This is a genomic window from Mesorhizobium sp. WSM4842 (assembly GCF_055901575.1).
The window spans coordinates 3,501,789-3,519,175 of record NZ_CM148372.1 but is presented as its reverse complement, the minus strand read 5'-3'; the positions used below and the strand labels follow the sequence as shown (position 1 = coordinate 3,519,175).

The following is a 17,387-nucleotide window of genomic DNA, read 5'->3' as shown; positions in this document are numbered from 1 at the left end:
CGACCTCACCGCTGGCGGGACGGCACCCGCGAAGGAATGATGCGGGGAGAAAGCTTGCCCCGGGCGGCTGCGCCCTTGCTCGGCTTTGGCCGGCTGCTGCGCCGCTATGGCTTCCCGGTGGCGCCCGAGCAGGTATCGGGCTTCATGCAGGCGGTGACGCTACTTGGACCGCGCTCGATGATTGACATCCACGAGGCAGCGCTTGCCACGCTGGCGCCGCCGCCCGACCGCCGCGACGAGTTCGAGGCGCATTTCCAAAGCCATTTCTACGGCAACACGGCTGCCCTCGTCGAGGGCGAGGCCGACGAGGAAACCCGCATCAAGGACGATGGCGGCACCAGCCAAGAAGAAATCGAGGTGACGCGCCAGGAGGAAGGCGGCGAGCTATCGTCCGGCGCCGAACGGTTGAGCGCCCGCGACTTTCAGCGCGACGGCGACCGGCTTGCCGCCTTCCGCCGCAAGCTCGCTGCCGCCTTGCCCGTCCGCCGCTCCTTCCGCACCGTGCGAACGCACGCGCGCGGCAAGCTCGATCTGCGCCGTTCGCTGCGCGAAATCGTCAGCGCCGATGGCGATGTGCCGTCGCCGCTGCTGCGCCGCAGGCAGACCGTGCCGCGCAAGCTGCTGATCCTGATCGATGTGTCAGGCTCGATGAAGCTGCACACGTCGGACTACCTCAAACTGGCGCATGCGGCGGTGCAAGGCGCGGACCGGGCCGAAATTTTCACCTTCGGCACGCGGCTGACCCGCATCACCGCGGCGCTGCGCATTCGCGACCGCGACCAGGCGCTGGCCCGCGTGGCAGCACTGGTCGACGACTGGGACGGCGGCACCCGCATGGGACCGACGCTGCTCGCCCTCCTGTCAGTGCCGCGCTTCTCCGCTTTCGCGCGCGGCGCTGCGGTCGTCATCCTGTCGGATGCGTTGGAGCGCGGCGACCATGCCGAGCTGGAAATGGCGATGCGCCGGCTGAGCGCACGCGCCTTCCGGCTTTCGCTGGCGACGCCTCTGGCCGGCGACCCGCGCTTTCTGCCGGCGACGGCAGCTCTTCGCGCCATCCTGCCGGTGCTCGACGATCTCGTCGATGGCTCGTCGATCTCGGGCCTCACCGATTTCATCCTGTCGCTCGCCCGCCCCGCCCCCGCGGCTGCAGCAATCTGGAAGAGGGTTTCATGACCCAAAAGGCGATCGACGCGCATTTCCACATCTGGCGCCGAGAAGATCAACCCTGGTTGCGCGGGCCGATGGTGCCGCGCATCTTCGGACCCTACGAGCCGATCCGCCGCGACTATCCGATCGAGGAATTCCTCGCCGACCAGCAAGGCTCTGGCGTCGAGAAGGCGGTCTATGTGCAGACCAACTGGGCGAAGGAGGATTTCGAGACCGAGGTCGCCTTCCTGCAGAAGACGGCTAACGAAACCGGCTGGCCGCATGCCATCGTCGGCTATGCCGACATGACGGTGGACGATATCAGGCCGCAGATCGACCGGCTGGTAAAATACAAGCTGCTGCGCGGCGTGCGCATGCAGCTCCACTGGCACGAAACGCCGGCGTTTCGCTTCGCCGCCGCGCCCGATCAGGTCATCGACTCGAAGGTGCGGGCTAATGTGGCGCGGCTGAAGGACTACGGCCTGTCTTTCGACCTGCAGCTTTTCCCGGCTCAGATGAAGGACGGGCTGACGCTTGTCGGCGAGAATCCTGAGACCAATTTCATCCTCACGCATGCCGGCATGCTGACCGACATGTCGGAGGAAACTACGCAAGCCTGGAAAGCCGGCCTGCGCACGCTTTCGGAGGCGCCCAACCTCTATGCCAAGCTGTCCGGCCTCGGCACCTTCACCCACCGCAACGACCCGGCGCTGATCGCCTACATCGTCGACAACGCCATCGACATCCTCGGCAGCGACCGTCTGATATTCGGCTCGAACTTCCCGATCGAGAAACTGTGGACCAGCCACGCCGAGCTGATCAAGGCGCACCGCGACGCGGTGGCGAAGCATGGCGCGGCCGCCGAGGCGGGCATTTTTTGGAACACGGCGGAGCGCGTGTATCGGCCGGTGTGACGCGCTGACCTCCCTTCTCCCCTTTGTTTGGACTGGGGACATCGCGAACAGGTGTGCGAGGACATCGCGAACAGTTTTGCGCATTGTGCGCGAGGGGGTTCGGGATGCCGTTCAAGGACAGAAGCGCGATTAAGCAGAAGTTGGAGTTCGTGAGGCTGGCCTCGGCGGAGGGGTCGAATGTGAGCGCGTTGTGTCGGCGCTTCGGCATCGGACGGACGTGCGGCCACAAGCTGCTTTCGCGCTACCGGAGCGAGGGCGAGGCAGGACTGGCCGAGCAGTCGCGGCGGCCGCGATCGAGCCCGGCGCAGTGCGCGCCGGAGGTGGAAACGGCTGCGCTTTCGGTGCGCGCAGCGCATCCGGCTTGGGGTGGACGCAAGGTCGCGCGCGTCATCGCCCGCGATGGCATCGGCACGCCCGCGGCCTCGACGGTGACCGGCATCCTGCGCCGCAACGGCATCGCGCTGGGCGGCGGGGCGCAGCCCTTCATCCGCTTCGAGCACGAAGCTCCCAACGATCTGTGGCAGATGGATTTCAAGGGCCACGTCGCCTTGCATGGCGGTCGGCTGCATCCGCTCACTGTGCTCGACGACCATTCGCGCTTCTCGATCGCGCTGTCGGCCTGCGCCGATCAGACCACCGCAACCGTGAAGGCCCGGCTGATCGCCGCCTTCCGCCGCTACGGCCTGCCGTGGCGTATCGCCACCGACAACGGCCCGCCCTGGGGCGACGGCGGCCGCAACAACTTCACGCTGCTCACCGTCTGGCTGATCGAGGCTGGCGTCGCCGTCAGCCACTCCAGGCCTGCCACCCGCAGACGCTCGGCAAGGACGAGCGCTTCCATCGCTCGCTCAAAGCCGAAGCGCTGCAGGGACCGCCCTTTGCCGATCTCCCCAAGGCCCAGGACGCCTTCGATCGCTGGCGTCACGTCTACAACACCGTGCGTCCGCACGACGCGCTTGGCGGCGCCGTGCCGCTCGACCGCTACCGCGTCTCGCAGCGCCAGTATCGCGAAATCGTCGAGCCGTTCGACTATGCCAAGGACGATCTCGTCCGCCGCGTTCAGCAGCATGGCTTCGTCTCCATCCTCGGCCACACCATGCGCCTGTGCAGGGCCTTCGCCGGCAAATCCGTCGCCTTCCGCCCAACCGCTGCCGACGGCGTCTTCGACGCCTGGTTCAGACACCAGAAAATAGAAACCATCGACCTCAATGCCCTGGCTCGATAGGATGGCAAACTGTTCGCGATGTCCTCGCACACCTGTTCGCGATGTCCCCAGTCCAAACAGCCTTGTGGGAGAAGGTGGCCTCGCGAAGCGAGGTCGGATGAGGGGTGCTGGAAGGATCGTTGCATAGAAGCATAGAAGATGTAAGCGCTTCAAATCGTTTTATATTTGCGCGCCGCGTTTCTTCCAGCACCCCTCATCCGTCTCGGCGCTACGCGCCGATCCACCTTCTCCCACAAGGGGAGAAGGTCAAGCCCGACCTCAGTTCCGCGGAAAGTGGCCCGAAACCTCGGCGCCCGCCGTCGGCGGCAGCGCCAAAAAGCGGAACGAGGCCGCGAGCCCGATAGCGCCGATCGCCAGGAAGGCGAGGCGGAAGTCGAAGAGGTCGAGCACCGGCCCGCTTCTCGCGATCTGCGACAAGTTGAGCAGCGCCGCGGCGACCGCTACGCCGAACAGCATCGCCACTTGCTGCAGCATGCTGGACAACGTCGCTGCCGAGCTCCGCTGCGGTGAGGCCACATCGGCGAAGGCCAGCGTGTTGAGCGCGGTGAACTGCATCGAACGCGACAGCCCGGCAATCAGCATCAGCGCCACCACCAGCGCTTGCGGGGTCTGCGGCGATATCGCCGCACAGGCCATGATCGACAGCGATGCGATCACCCCGTTGACGACCAGCACCGAACGGAAACCGAAGCGCTTCAGCGTCGGTGTCGTCACCGTCTTCATGCCGAGATTGCCCAGAAAATAGGCCAGGATCAGCATGCCGGCATCGACGGGTCTCAGGCCGAATCCGACCTGGAACAGCAGCGGCAGCAGAAACGGCGTGGCGTTGATGGCGACCCGGAAAATGGTGCCGGCCGACAGCGTCGAGATGGCGAAAGTCTGTACCTTGAATGCCGTGAGGTCGAGCAGCGGATTTTTTGCGCGCGCCAGATGCCGCACGGCCAGCCAGCCGACCAAGGTGCCGGCGACAAGCAGCGCTACGGTCGGCATGGCGCCGTCTTCCGGATGGGCGATGCGCTCGAGGCCGTAGAGCATTGACGCGAGCCCGACCGAGGTCAGAAGGAAGCCCGGCCAGTCGAGCGGCCTGGTTTCGGAGTCGCGGTCGCCGGGAATGAAGCGGGCGACCAGCGCTAGTCCCGCTGCGCCGAGCGGAATGTTGATGAAGAAATTCCAGTGCCAGGAGAGATACGTGGTGATAAAGCCGCCAAGCACCGGCCCGATCACCGGCGCGAACAGCGGCGGCCAGGTGATCAGCGCGGTGGCGTTGAGCAGCTCGGACTTCGAGGCGTTGCGCAGCACCAGGATTCGGCCGACCGGCGTCATCAGCGCACTACCCAGGCCCTGCACGGCACGCGCGGCGACGAACTGAGTCAGGTTCTGCGAGATGCCGCAGGCGATCGAGGCCAGCGTGAACAGCGCGATCGCCACGAGGAAGATGTTGCGCGCGCCGAAACGGTCGGCGAGCCAGCCCGACAGCGGCACGAACACCGCCATGGTCAGCATATAGACGGTGATGCCGATGCTCATCGCCACCGCCGGCACGCCGAAGGATTCTCCCATCTGCGGCAGCGATGTCGAGATGATCGTCGAATCCAGAAGCTGCATGAAGAAGGCGACGGCGACGATCAGCGCCACGCGCCGCGCCTGCCGCGCCGTCGTCGCGGTCTCGACCAAGGCTTTGTTTTCGGGAATGGCGGTCATGCGCAGAACTGTACGAAAGTTTTTCCCGCGCCACTGGGAACCAGGCAATTGTCCGGCAAATCGATGACGCACCGGTTTGAACAGCATTTGGGCGGCGCCGTCCAGACATGGACCAACAAACTTTCGTGTCGTATCGCAACCTGTTATGCGATGACTGAACCTCGCCATCGAACTTTGACGCTTCGCGATTTCGTTTCGGCTCTTCTGACTAGGAACGCCCCCTTCATCAGGACCAATCTGCGCATGAAGCCCATCTACATCGATTATCTCAACGCCCTCGACATCGAAGCGCTTGATATGACCGATGCCGAAATCATCGAAGCGGTCGAGGCCGGCCTGATGGCGCAGGGCAACGGCCAGACGGTGATCGAGCCGCGCGTCCATCTCGAGCCGAACCCGTCCTTCAACGGCCATTTCAATGTCCTGCGCGGCTACGTCGCGCCGCTCGATGCGGCCGGCGTCAAGATTGTCGGTGACTATGTCGACAATTACCTGCACGGCCTGCCATCAGAATTCGGCATCCTCAATCTCTTCGATCCGCGCACCGGCACGCCGCGCGGTATTCTCGACGCCACTGGGATCACCGACATGCGCACCGGTGCCGTCACTGCCATCGGCGCAAAACATCTGGCGAAAAAGACGTCGAAGATCCTCGGCCATATCGGCGCGCGCGGCACCGCCTACTGGAACGTGCGCCTCCTCGACCACCTTTTCGACTTTGACGAGATCCGCGTGCATTCGCGCCGGCCGGAAAGCCGTGACGGCTTTGCCGCCAAGCTGTCCACCGATCTCGGCAAGAAGGTCACGGCGGTCGCCGACTGGCGCGCTTGCGTCGAGGGCGCCGACATCGTCGTCGAGGCCTCGCGGCTGCCGGAACCGCAGCCGCTGCTGAAGACCGAATGGATCAGGCCCGGCGCGCTGGTGATGCCCTACGGGACGATGAGCGCGGTGGAGCTGTCGTTGACCGACATCATGCAAAAGATCGTCGTCGACGACTGGGGCCAGTGCAAGGCCGGCAAATTCGGCTCGCTGCGCGCCCATGTCGAGACCGGACGCCTGAGCGAACAGACGCTGCACGCCGAACTTGGCCAGATCGCCGCCGGTCTAAAGCCAGGACGCCAGAGCGACGACGAGACGATCCTGTTCTGGCATCGCGGCCTGTCGCTCTCCGATATCGCGCTGGGCAAGGCGATGCTGGCCAAGGCGCAGGCCCAAGGCATCGGCCAGCGGCTGCGCTTCGCATGAGTGCGCTCGTCCTCACCGGGGCCGGCATTCGCGTCGAGGATGTCGCGGCGGTTGCCCGCGACGGACGCAGGGTGGAAGTAGCCCCCGCGGTCATGGAGAGGCTGGACAGGGCGCGAAAAGTGCTCGACCGCGCCGCCGCTTCTGGGCAGCCAATCTATGGGGTCAACACCGGTCTCGGCGCCAATCTCGGCACGTCGGTCAGCGGCGACGCCAGCGCCTTCCAGCGCCAGTTGCTCGAAGGGCGCAGCGGCGCGGTGGGTGACGCGCTGCCGCAAGACATCGTGCGCGCGACGATGCTTGCCCGTGCGGCGATGCTTTCGGCCGGTGGGTCGGGCATTTCGTCAGAGGTTTTCGTCGCACTCATCGACGCGCTCAATGCCGGCGTGCATCCGGTGATGCCGTCGCTGGGCTCGATCGGCGACAGCGACCTGCTGCTGATGGCAACGCTCGGTCGCATGCTGACCGGCGACGGCGAAGCCGACTTTCAGGGCCGGCGCATGCCGGCGGCCAGGGCGCTGGCATTGGCGCGCCTTGCGCCTGTCAGCCTCGCCCCCAAGGACGGGCTGTCGCTTATAAGCGCCTCGGCGGTGTCCGCCGGCAGCGGCGCGCTGGCGGTGGCCGACGCACTGACCGCCTTCGCGCAACAACAGCAGGCGGGCGCGCTGACCATGGAAGGCATCGGCGCCAACCAAACGATCCTCGACCCACGCTTGCAGGCGGCGCGACCAGCAACCGGCCAGCAGCAGGCGGCAAAAGGCTTGCGCGATCTGCTGGCACGCGACAAGGCGCCGTCACCGACGACCTTGCAGGACCCGCTGTCGATCCGCTGCATGCCGTCGATCCATGGTGCGCTGCTGCAGGCAATCGATCAGGCCAGGCAAGCCGTCGAGATCGAGCTCAACGCCGCCGCCGACAACCCGCTGGTGCTGGGCGACGAAGACATGGTGCTGTCGACCGGCAATTTCCACACCCCTTCGCTGTCGCTGGCCTTCGAGACGCTTGGCCTTGCCATAGCTCAATGTGCGGCTGCCTGTGCCGCCCGCTTCATCCAGCTCACCGGCTCAGGCCGCAACGGCCTGCCCAAATATCTGTCGCCGGTCGGCGGCGCTTCGGCCGGCTTCGTGCCGCTGCAAAAGACAGTGAGCGCGATTCTCGCCGCCATCCGCCACAAGGCAAACCCGGTGATGCTCGACTTCCTAGCCGTCTCGGAAGGCGTCGAGGACCATGCGACCCAGGCACCACTGGCCGTCTCGAAATGCGCCGACATGATCGAGCTGTGGCAGCGGCTGATTGCCTTCGAGCTGATAGCGGCCGCACAGGCCGTCGACCTGCGCGATGGGCTGACGCTGGCGCCGGCGACCGCCGCGATTCATGCCGCGGTGCGCGCGCTCGTCCTGCCGCTCAGGGAGGACAGGCCCCAGGGCATCGACGCCGAGGCGCTCTACGCCGCACTCGCTGGTGGAAGCTGGCAGGCCTAGCTAGTTTGCGCCGCCCTGCTCAAGCCGCGCTGTCGACCCTTTTCATGAACAGACCGAGTTGGTCCGGGTCCATGTGCACCACATGCTTGTCTTCGGGATAGGCCAGGCTGTTCACGTCGGCGACATATTCGGAAAAGGCGGCAACGCGTTCCGCCTGCAGGCGGTCATATTCGGCGGCAAAATTGCGGTAGACCTTGGAATGGCGGGGCATGTGGCCGCGGTTCTGCCCAAGGATATCGTCGGCGAATAGATATTGCGCGTCACAGCCGGTGCCCGCCCCCATCGACAGCATGATCAGCGAGGTCCGTTCCGAAATTGCCTTGGCCACCTCGACCGGCACGACTTCGATCTCGGCACCGATCGCGCCGGCGGCCTCGTACTGTTTGACCGCTTCGAAAATCTGCATGGCGCTGTCGGCGGTTTTGCCGACGGCCTTGAAGCCGCCGGTCCAGGTGGCGCGCGATGGGATCAGGCCGACATGGCCGATCACTGGGATCGCGTCGTCGGCAAGGCGCTTGACGGTGGCGAAGCCGGCGCTGCAATAGACCGCGTCGGCGCTTGCCTTGTAAAGCCGGAATGCCCAGCGCACGAAATCGTCGGCTGTGCCGATCTCATAGAAATTGTCGCCCGGCATGGTGAACAGGCTGGGTGCGGCATCGCGGTATTGCGGGTTGAGCACGAGCTCCGGCGGTACCGAGACGATGTCCACCCCGGCTCTTTCGGCGGCCTCGGCCTCATCCATCGTCAACACGCGCAGCATGGTCAGCTGCCGCTTGCCCTTCATGGCGCGCAGGTCGGCGATCGTGGGTCTTTTACGGCTCATCGATTTTGGTTCCTTGTTGCGTATACGGCAGGCCAGTCAGGATTCAATTTGCATGATATTTCCGAAAACCGGGTCCCACTTTTCGGGATCATGCTTTAGATCTGGATCATCACGTTGCCAGCTTCGACCTTGACCGGATAGGTCTGCAGATTGACACAGACGGGAGCCCCTTTGGCCTGGCCGGTCTTGTAATTGAAGCGGCCATTGTGCTTGGGGCATTCGATGATGTCGTCCATGACAAGCCCGTCGGCCAGGTGGGCCTTCTCATGCGTGCAAAACCCGTCGGTGGCAAAGAATTCGTCATCAGGGGAACGATAGATCGCGAAGGTGCGGCCGCCATGGTCGAAGCGGATGACATCCTCTTCGTCGACGTCGTCCGCGGCGCACGCTTCGACCCAATCGGCCATCTCTGTTTCTCCCGAAATTCCTGCATTGCGGCGGCGCGCGGTGCCTATTCAGCTGCTGCCGACATGTTCACTTCGTGGAACTCGCCGCGATAGGGCCGTGCCGTCGGAGGCAGTTCGCGCTTGAGGAAATAGTCCTCGTATTTGAGTTGCCTGAGCAGGACCGGCCAGACCTCGCGATAGGCATGCCACATCGACGGGTTCGGCTCCGGCAAATCGTGCTTGATCAGTTCGTGCAGCCTGGGCAGCGCGTGATAGGGCACCATCGGGAACATGTGATGCTCGACGTGGTAGTTCATATTCCAATAGATGAACCGGCTGATCCGATTCATGTAGACGGTCCGGCTGTTGAGCCGATGATCGACCACATTGTCGGCGAGACCGATGTGCTGCAGCAGCCCTGTCAGCACCATGTGCCAGGTGCCGTAGAGGCGCGGTACGCCGATGAGCACCAGCGGCACCCATGACCGCATAGTGAGGGCGAGCGCAATCGTGGCGACGTAGATGGCGACATGCCAGCGCGCGGCGATGACGGCCTTGTGCTGTTCCATCTCGGGAACGTAGCTTTTCTCGTCGGGCGTCAGCTTGCCGAACGCTTGACGTACCAGCGCCGGAAGCGAATAGCGAAAATCAAGGATGCCGGTGAAAGCGAGCGCCGCACGCAAAAGGTCCGGCGGGCGCATCACGGCGATCTCGGCATCGCGTCCGACGATGATGGTGTCGGTGTGGTGGCGGGCATGGCTCCAGCGCCAAGTCACCGGATTGCGCATCAGCATGAAGCTGGCGATTTGGTAGACCACATCATTCATCCAGCGCGTCCGGAAGGCGGTGCCATGGCCGCATTCGTGCCAGCGCGAGTCGCTGGAGGAGCCGTAGAGCACGCCATAGACGAAGAAGAACGGCACGCACCACCAGGTGCCCCAGAAATAAACGCCGCCGGCAGCGGAACCCAGGATGGCGGCGATCCAGATGATCGTGTCGCGGATCGCCGGGCCGTCGGAACGTTGCATCAACTCCTTGATGACCTTGCGCGGGACGTCGGTATGGTACCATTCGGCCGAGGCCAGTCCCGTCTCGATCGCCCTGCGCGTGCTTTCGCCAACCAGGCTGTAGTCGCGCTTCATTGTGCCAGCCAATGTGACCTCCAATTCCTGGTGGGCCGCGAACCCTCCCCGCTCCAACCGGAGCGAGCCTCCCAACTGGTGCTTCGCGTCGTCCTCGCCATCATCACGATCTGCCTCCGAGCACCGGAAAATTGCCTGACGGCCGCGGATAATCCTGCTGCGGCTGCCTGGCGATGTCAGCGATCCGGCTTTCAGCGGCGGCGATGTCGCCGGCGCCGTCGAGAACCCGGAACACCGCATTGTAGGAGCGGCTTTCGCCATGCTCCAGCCAGATCATCTCGCCGCGCTCGCGCGCCGACAGATTGCCGAGCACGTGATGCGTCGACGGCTCTATGCCCAGCGCATACTGTCCCGCCTGGAAATTCTGCCATTCATAGGCGCAAGGCAGTTGGTCTTTGCGCGTGACGACTTCCAGGCCAAGGCCAAGACGGTCGTTGACCACGGCCACCGGCACCTCACCCTTGGCGTCGGCGCCGAGTTCGTGCTGCCAGACCTGTTCCATGAAACCCAGTTGCGGCGCCGGCACTGTGCGATAGCCGACCTTTTGCGCCTCGTAGCGCTCGCCGGCATGGCCCGCCCAGACAACGTCGCGAATCGGCGCCAGATAGCGCGAGCCTTCGTCGAGCACCGGATGGCTGACGTTGATGTGATAAAAGTACATATGCGGCGTGCGGTTGAAGCCGTGATTGACGACACGGTCCGACAGCCGGATCTCGTTGCCGCCGACATCGGCCTCGATCCGCCGCAGCAGATGCAGATCCTCGCCGAACACCGTCGATTGCTGGACGATCGCCTCGGCCCACAGCACACAGCGGTCGCTGTCCCACGCTTCGCCGTAGCCGACCAACCGCGCCGGGATGGTGCTGACGCGGCCATGCAGCGAATGGCGCACCGTCTTTTTCGGCGGATAGTTGTAGCTGTCGGCCGGAACCTCGTCCATGAACAGGATATGGTCGAGGCCGCAGGTCAGCAGCAGGCCCGAAAACGACCGTGCCCAGGCCAGCCCCTCCTCGCCTTCATACTCGTGCAGGCCGGGATGGCGAAAGCCGCTCGGCGAATGCCAGCCGATCGCCTGGCCCTTGAAGTCGCAATCGGCGACATCAAGCGCCCGGTCGACCAGCGCGGTGAAACGCAGGCCGGAGCCGGTGCGGAATTCGAGCATCCGTATGCCGCGCTCCACCCCGTCGCCAAGCGTCATCAGCCGCACGCCGGCGAATTGCGACAGCATGCCGGACCGCTCCGAGACCTGCCGGCGCGAAAGCGTCTTGCCGTAAAGCTCTACCATGTGACGGCCAGTTCCTTCACTTTGCTCTCGTCTCCTTGAGCAGGGCCGACATGTCGGCGCCGGTGATGATGCTCTCCACCGTCAGCAGGTCGGTATCGGCGACCGTCTGCTCGGCGACGATCTCGCCGCGGCGCATGACGATGATGCGGTCGGCGACCTGAAAGACGTGATGGATGTTGTGGGTGATCAAAAGCACGGAATGACCGGCGGCGCGCACCTCCTTGACGAAGCGCAGCACGCCGTGTGTTTCCTCGACGCCGAGATTGTTGGTCGGCTCGTCGAGGATGATGACCTTGGCGGCGAACTGCATGGCGCGCGAAATGGCAATCGACTGGCGCTCACCACCCGACAGCGTGCTGACCAGCGCATCGGCATCGAGCTTTTTCGAGATGCCGACGCGCTTCAAAAGTGCCGCGGCGGCATCGCGCAGCTTGGCGAGGTCGAGCGGCGCGAACACGCCCAGCCATTTCAAGTTGACCGGCTCGCGACCGAGAAAGAGATTGCGCGCGATGCTGAGGTCCGGCGCCAGCGACGTATCCTGGTGAATGGTCTCGATGCCGAGATCCATGGCGTCGCGCGTCGAGCGGATCGAGACTTTTTGGCCGCGCACATAGATGTCGCCGCGGTCGACGGGAAACACGCCGGAGATCGCCTTGATCAGCGTGGATTTGCCGGCGCCATTGTCGCCGAGCAAGGCCACCACTTCGCCCTCATTAAGTGTGAAGGAGGCGCTCTTCAGGGCGCGGACGCTGCCGAAGGACTTTTGCAGGTTCTGAAGCCGAAGCACTTCCATGGTCAGCTCCTGGCGGCGTTCTTCTGCAGCAACGCGTGCAGGATGAGCATGGCGAGGATGATGACGCCGACGAAGATGTTGTAGGCGAGCCCGGGCACGCCGATCAGCACGATGCCGTTGCGGATGCTGCGCAGCATCAGCGCACCGACGATCGTGCCCAGGATGGTGCCGCGCCCGCCGGTCAGCGCCGTGCCGCCAACCACCACCATTGCGATCACTTCGAGCTCGTAGCCGGTGCCGGCCACCGGCGAGGCGGCAGAGATGCGGAAGGCGCTGATCATGCCGGCCAGACCAGCCAGCACCGAGGTCAGGATGAACAGCCAGATCTTGACCGCATCGGCCGGCACGCCGCGCGCCACCGCGGCGTTGCGGTTGGAGCCGATGGCGCTGATCCAGTTGCCGAGCTTGGCGTAGTGCAGCACGTAGATCGCCAGCAGCGACAGGGCGATGAACCACCACAAGGACGTATAGAAACGGAACGTTCCGATATTGAAGCTGCCGGCCAGCAGCGTCACGAAAAAGCCTGGCTGGTCCCAGGATTTTAGCGGAAAGCCTTGCGTGATGTAGAGCGCAGCACCCCGCACGACGAGCAGCATCGACAGCGTCACCAGGAAGGAGGAGATGCCAATCTTGGTGACGATCAGCCCGTTGATGGCGCCGATCGCCACGCACTGCAGCAGCCCGGCAAGCAGCGCCACACCGATATCAACCTGGCCGCTCTGCACCAGCAGCATGACGATGACCGGCGCCAGCCCGAAAACGGCGCCGACCGAAAGGTCGAACTCGCCTGCTGTCAAAAGCAGCGTCATGCCGAGCGCGATGATGCCGAGCTCGGGCAGGAAGGCCATCATGTTGGAGATGTTGAGCGGCGACAGGAAGTTGGCGTCGGCGATGGCGAACACCGCCAGCAGCACCATAAGGATGACGAGCGAGGAGAATTGCGGTGAGCGAATCAGGCTCGACCTGCGTTTCACGTCAGGCATTTCCTCTTCTGCGGCAATTGTCATGACGGATCGGACCATACTTCAAGGCGGCGCCCGCCGCCTGCGCGGCGGGCGTCAGTTTCCATCACTTGTCGTAGAGTTTCAGGATCGGCTCGACGCTTGTCGCGTCGTAGAGGCTGAAGGTGTGAATGTCGTAGCCGATCGGTTCACCCGAGGCGGCAAGCCCGAGCAGCGCCACCGGCATGAAGCCTTGCGCCGACGGGAACTGCCAGGCAGCCGCGTTGACGAAGCCGGCCTTGACGGCTTCGGCGGTTTCCCGGGAATTCCCCCAGCCGACGACCGGGATCTTGCCGGCCGGCACGCCGGCGCCGTCGAACACCCGCTTGATGCTGGCCGCGACGGAATCGCCGAGCGCGATGATCGCCGGCGGATTGTTGGCGACCATATAGTCGGTCATCTTGGCGATGATGCCGGCCGGATCGGTGCCGCAATCGACCACATCATATTTGATGCCGAGCGGATCGAAGACGCTGGCGATGCCTTCGGTCTCGAGCTGCTGGTAGCTGGCTCCAGGCACTTCCACCGGCAGGAACACCTTGTCGCCCTGCTTCACCATCTTGTGGTCGACCAGGTACTTGGCCCAGATGGCACCGGCCTCCTTGAGATCGGCGCCGACATAGGCCTGCCGCCCGGTTGCCGGATCGTCGGTGTTGAAGAACACGATCGGGATGCCGGCCGCCTTGGCCGCCTTCACCTCTTCCGTCCACAGCCCGGGCTGGGCCGAGGTGGTGGCGATCCCGTCCGGCTTGGCGGCGAGTGCTGAGCTGAAAGCTTCCTTCTGCGCCGCCATGTCGCCGCCGCTGAAGGAGATCTTGCAGGTCACCTTGAGCTGGTCGCAGGCCTTGGTGGCACCGGCATTCCAGTCGAGCCAGAATGCATCGGACGGGCCGCCATGCGACAGCAGATAGAACGTCTTCTCCTGCGCCAATGCCTGCGAGCTGAATGCGAGACCGGCGAGCACCGTCGCGGCCGCCGCCAGTTTCAATCCGAATTTCAACATTTCTCTTCCTCCATTATATTTCCTCCCGGCGGAAAGCGCCGCCGCGGCGACGCAGGACTCCTGTCAGAGCCCGTTGGCGCGGAACTTGCCGTCGAGGAATTTCTTGGCCCGCGGCACGTCATCTTCCGAGAGATGCTCGATGATGACCGGGATGTTCGGGTGCTTTTCGGCAAGCCGCTTGAGATAGAGATCGTAGTTCAGCGAACCGAGGCCGGGCGCCGGCAGCTCGATCTCGCCTACACCGCGGAAAGTGTGGCTCTCCAGCGCGTCCTCGTCGCCGATGTCGGCGTGCTTCTCCGACTTATCACCGCCCGAGCGCTTGACGTCCTTGGCGTGGGCTATTTTGATCTTGTCGGTCAGCGTGTCGAATACCTGGTTGAGGATCTGGTCCATCCTGTCGATGTTGTGCGTCTCGAAATAGTTGGTCGGGTCCATCAAAAGGCCGAGGCCCGGATGGTCGACCTGCGCGAACATCTTCACCGTCTCCTCGACCGAGCCGACGACGTTGTTGACATAGGTTTCGAGCAGGAAGACCGCGCCATGGTCGTAGGCCGTCTGGGCAAGGTCGGCGATGACCTTGCGGCATTCCTCGAAACCTTCCTCGGTCTTGTTCTTCGGATGGTGCACCCAGTCGGACTCGGTGTTGTAGGTGCCGGTTTCCGAGATCACGTAAGGCGTGCCGAAATGGCGCGCATTGCGGATGATCTCCTTCAGATAGCCGACGCGCCTCTCGCGCTCGCCCATGTCGGGATGGATGATGTTGGTGTAGCCCGACACGCAGCACACCGGCAGATTGTGATCGCGGAAGGTGTCGCGAACAGTCCTGGCTTTTTCCTTGGTGATCTGCCCGGCCGACAGGTCAACATCCCTAAAATGGAGGTCGAGCTGCACCGTGTTGAAATCGAGCGCGCGGATCTTTTGCGCAGTTTCCTTGAGGCCGTACGGGAAATAGCCCGTGAAGATACCTGCCTGCATCATGATGTGAAGTCCTCCCTGTAAGCGATTCAGTTGATTGAATTTGTCGAGATTTCGGAGAGCTTGACCGTGCGACCCTCATCGATCGAGCGATAGCCCGCTTCGATCAGCGCCATAGTCTTGACGTTGTCGGCGACGGAAAGTGCGGGCGGCTCACCCGTCTTCACTGCGTGCTGGAGCTGCTCCATCACGCCGATGAAGGCATGCGGGAACCACATTGTCTCCCAGGTGGGTGTCACCCATTCGCCGCCGGTGGTCGCGGTCGAGGCATAGGTCAGCGTCGAGGCAGAACCCGTCGGCCAGCCGATCGTGCCCTTGGCGACGCCCTTGGTGCCGTCGACGCGCCAGTTGATGTGCTGGTCGTCCTTGTAACCCTCCTGGCGCGGGCCGGACCAGACATCCTCCAGCGACACTGCGAGCACCCCGGACGGAAACCGCAGCGTCGAAACGGTGATGCCGTCGGAATGGTCGAACTTCGTGCGCGGATCCTTACGCGTCAGCGTCGTAATCTCGTCGGGATCACCGAACAGGAAGCGCAGCACGTCGAGATGGTGGACGCTCATATTGGCAAGCGTCAGCCGGTCATAGTCCTCGAGGAATGTCTGCCAGTGCGGGATCGCATGCATGTCGATCTGCGCGAAGACGATGTCACCGAGCGCGCCGCTATCCATGATCTGCTTCAGCACGCGCATCGACTGGTCGTAGCGCATGTTCTGGTTGACCGAGAGGATCTTGCCGGCCCTGGCCGCCTCGTCGCGCAACTCGATCGCATCCTTGAGCGACAGCGCCAGCGGCTTCTGCGCCAGGATCGCCTTGATGTGCTTCTGCTTAAGCGCATGGCGGATCAGCGCCGGCTGCTGGTCGGGCGGAAAGGCAAGGTCGATGATCTCGACATTTTCGTCGTCGATCAGTTGCTCGGGCGTGTCGTGGACGGTCGGGATCTCCCAGCGCTTGGCGACCTTCTCGGCGCTGGCCCTGGTCCTAGAGGCGATCGCCACCACCGGAAAACCAGCTTCGTGATAGGCGGCAAGATGGCATTCGGCCATGATCATGCCGGCGCCGACGCAGCCGATCCTGAATTCCCTGGTGCGGACTTTAACGTCCGGCTCGAAGCCGTTGCCCGCTATTACTCCGCTTGCCATATATTCCTCCCGAAGCTCGTTCCTTGCGGTCGCCGTCATCTTGCCAGCGCTCCCCCGCTTTGACCGAAATAATGCACGCGGCCGGGCTCGCAGGATATCGCCACCATCGCGTCCGGCCTGATATCAGGCTGGCCGCGCAGCAGCGCCCTCAGGCGCGCCTGCCCGGCAGCGAGTGTCACGACGGTATAGCCGCCGAGCGGCTCGACCTCGAACACTCGCGCCGGGCGGCCCGCACGCCCATCCGACGTTCCATCATCCGATATTTCCCCATCCAGCCAGGGCCGGACCTTGATGTCTTCAGGCCTGAGCCCGATCTCGACGGCATCGGCCGGCGCGGCCTTATCCGCGATGCGGATCGTGCCTTCGGCTGCCTCGACGCCGCCCTCGCCGCGTAGCAACTTCAAGATGTTCATCATCGGCGAACCGAGCAGCCGCGCCACATAGGTGCTGGCCGGCCGGTCATAGATCTCGGCCGGCGCGCCGATCTGCCTGATCTTGCCATTCTCCAGGATGGCAATACGGTCGGCGACCGACATCGCCTCTTCCTGGTCGTGCGTGACATAGATCAGCGTCTTGCCGAGCTCACGCTGGATACGTTTCAGCTCGACGCGCGTCTCCTCGCGCAGTCTGGCGTCGAGCGCCGAGATTGGATCGTCCATTAGATAGGCATTGGGGTCGCGCACCAGCGCCCGAGCGATCGCCACGCGCTGCCGCTCGCCGCCCGAAAGCTGCGCCGGCGGCTTATGCAGGATGTGGCCGATATGCAGCTTGGCCGCGACGTCTGCGACACGCTTTTCGATTTCGGCCTCGGCGACCCGGCGTTCGACCAGGGGAAAGCGGACATTGTCGCGCGCGCTCATATGCGGAAACAGCGCCAGGTTCTGGAATACCATGGCGACATTGCGCTCGGCTGGCGACACCGTATTGACCGGCCTGCCGCCGATCAGGATTTCGCCGGCGTCCGGCGTCTCCAGCCCGAGCACCAGACGCAGCACCGTCGACTTACCCGATAGCGGCGGGCCGAAGAAGCAGAAGAACTCATTGTCGTTGACAGTGAACGAGGCGTCGTCGACGGCGAGCGTGTCGCCATAGCGTTTCGTCACATTGCGGAAGACGATATCGGCCATG

The 17,387-nt window shown here is 64.0% G+C and carries 15 protein-coding genes and 1 pseudogene; 5 read left to right on the top strand and 11 right to left on the bottom strand.

Annotation, left to right across the window (positions count from 1 at the left end):
- The first annotated feature begins 36 nt into the window (after nt 1-36).
- The 3 genes and pseudogenes from AC0NIE_RS17065 (at nt 37) to AC0NIE_RS17055 (ending at nt 3,285) form a co-directional block, all read left to right on the top strand.
- Nucleotides 37-1,173, top strand: coding sequence for a vWA domain-containing protein (locus tag AC0NIE_RS17065; protein ID WP_473485384.1), 1,137 nt, complete (start codon nt 37-39; stop codon nt 1,171-1,173).
- The gene (locus AC0NIE_RS17060; RefSeq protein WP_473485148.1) at nt 1,170-2,060 is read left to right on the top strand and encodes an amidohydrolase family protein; all 891 of its coding nucleotides are present in this window, start codon (nt 1,170-1,172) and stop codon (nt 2,058-2,060) included. Before AC0NIE_RS17065 ends, AC0NIE_RS17060 begins: the two co-directional genes overlap by 4 nt.
- Before the next feature lie 104 nt (nt 2,061-2,164).
- A pseudogene (locus AC0NIE_RS17055) lies at nt 2,165-3,285 on the top strand (IS481 family transposase).
- Nucleotides 3,286-3,543: 258 nt separating this feature from the next.
- Here AC0NIE_RS17055 and AC0NIE_RS17050 read toward each other — a convergent pair.
- Nucleotides 3,544-4,986 carry a DHA2 family efflux MFS transporter permease subunit gene (locus AC0NIE_RS17050; RefSeq protein ID WP_473488136.1) on the bottom strand — a complete coding sequence of 481 codons (1,443 nt, stop codon included), beginning with the start codon at nt 4,984-4,986 and terminating at the stop codon, nt 3,544-3,546.
- Between the two features lie 243 nt (nt 4,987-5,229).
- Here AC0NIE_RS17050 and AC0NIE_RS17045 point away from each other — a divergent pair, with 243 nt between their 5' ends.
- The gene (locus AC0NIE_RS17045) at nt 5,230-6,231 is read left to right on the top strand and encodes an ornithine cyclodeaminase family protein (protein ID WP_473488137.1); all 1,002 of its coding nucleotides are present in this window, start codon (nt 5,230-5,232) and stop codon (nt 6,229-6,231) included.
- Complete coding sequence (locus AC0NIE_RS17040) at nt 6,228-7,709, top strand: HAL/PAL/TAL family ammonia-lyase (protein WP_473488138.1); 1,482 nt, start codon at nt 6,228-6,230, stop codon at nt 7,707-7,709. Before AC0NIE_RS17045 ends, AC0NIE_RS17040 begins: the two co-directional genes overlap by 4 nt.
- Before the next feature lie 19 nt (nt 7,710-7,728).
- Here AC0NIE_RS17040 and AC0NIE_RS17035 read toward each other — a convergent pair whose 3' ends face one another.
- The 10 genes from AC0NIE_RS17035 to AC0NIE_RS16990 all read right to left on the bottom strand — a co-directional run bounded on the left by AC0NIE_RS17035 (nt 7,729) and on the right by AC0NIE_RS16990 (nt 17,386).
- Nucleotides 7,729-8,532, bottom strand: coding sequence for a 3-methyl-2-oxobutanoate hydroxymethyltransferase (locus tag AC0NIE_RS17035; protein ID WP_473488139.1), 804 nt, complete (start codon nt 8,530-8,532; stop codon nt 7,729-7,731).
- Nucleotides 8,533-8,627: 95 nt separating this feature from the next.
- Entirely contained in the window at nt 8,628-8,939 is a 312-nt protein-coding gene (locus AC0NIE_RS17030; protein ID WP_473488140.1) for a MocE family 2Fe-2S type ferredoxin, read from the bottom strand.
- Between the two features lie 44 nt (nt 8,940-8,983).
- Complete coding sequence (locus AC0NIE_RS17025) at nt 8,984-10,060, bottom strand: fatty acid desaturase family protein (protein ID WP_473488226.1); 1,077 nt, start codon at nt 10,058-10,060, stop codon at nt 8,984-8,986.
- A 103-nt stretch (nt 10,061-10,163) separates the two neighbouring features.
- On the bottom strand, nt 10,164-11,345 hold the full coding sequence (locus tag AC0NIE_RS17020; RefSeq protein ID WP_473488141.1) for an aldose 1-epimerase family protein: 1,182 nt from the start codon (nt 11,343-11,345) through the stop codon (nt 10,164-10,166).
- A 16-nt stretch (nt 11,346-11,361) separates the two neighbouring features.
- On the bottom strand, nt 11,362-12,144 hold the full coding sequence (locus tag AC0NIE_RS17015; RefSeq protein ID WP_473488227.1) for an ATP-binding cassette domain-containing protein: 783 nt from the start codon (nt 12,142-12,144) through the stop codon (nt 11,362-11,364).
- Entirely contained in the window at nt 12,141-13,160 is a 1,020-nt protein-coding gene (locus AC0NIE_RS17010; protein ID WP_473488142.1) for an ABC transporter permease, read from the bottom strand. Before AC0NIE_RS17010 ends, AC0NIE_RS17015 begins: the two co-directional genes overlap by 4 nt.
- Before the next feature lie 46 nt (nt 13,161-13,206).
- A complete protein-coding gene (locus tag AC0NIE_RS17005) occupies nt 13,207-14,142 on the bottom strand; it encodes a sugar ABC transporter substrate-binding protein (RefSeq protein ID WP_473488143.1) in 936 nt (311 codons plus the stop codon).
- 63 nt (nt 14,143-14,205) lie between these two features.
- Complete coding sequence (locus tag AC0NIE_RS17000) at nt 14,206-15,120, bottom strand: sugar phosphate isomerase/epimerase family protein (RefSeq protein ID WP_473488144.1); 915 nt, start codon at nt 15,118-15,120, stop codon at nt 14,206-14,208.
- A gap of 26 nt (nt 15,121-15,146) precedes the next feature.
- Nucleotides 15,147-16,259 carry a Gfo/Idh/MocA family protein gene (locus tag AC0NIE_RS16995; protein WP_474047233.1) on the bottom strand — a complete coding sequence of 371 codons (1,113 nt, stop codon included), beginning with the start codon at nt 16,257-16,259 and terminating at the stop codon, nt 15,147-15,149.
- A 35-nt stretch (nt 16,260-16,294) separates the two neighbouring features.
- On the bottom strand, nt 16,295-17,386 hold the full coding sequence (locus AC0NIE_RS16990) for an ABC transporter ATP-binding protein (protein ID WP_473488145.1): 1,092 nt from the start codon (nt 17,384-17,386) through the stop codon (nt 16,295-16,297).
- Between the last annotated feature and the right edge of the window lies 1 nt (nt 17,387).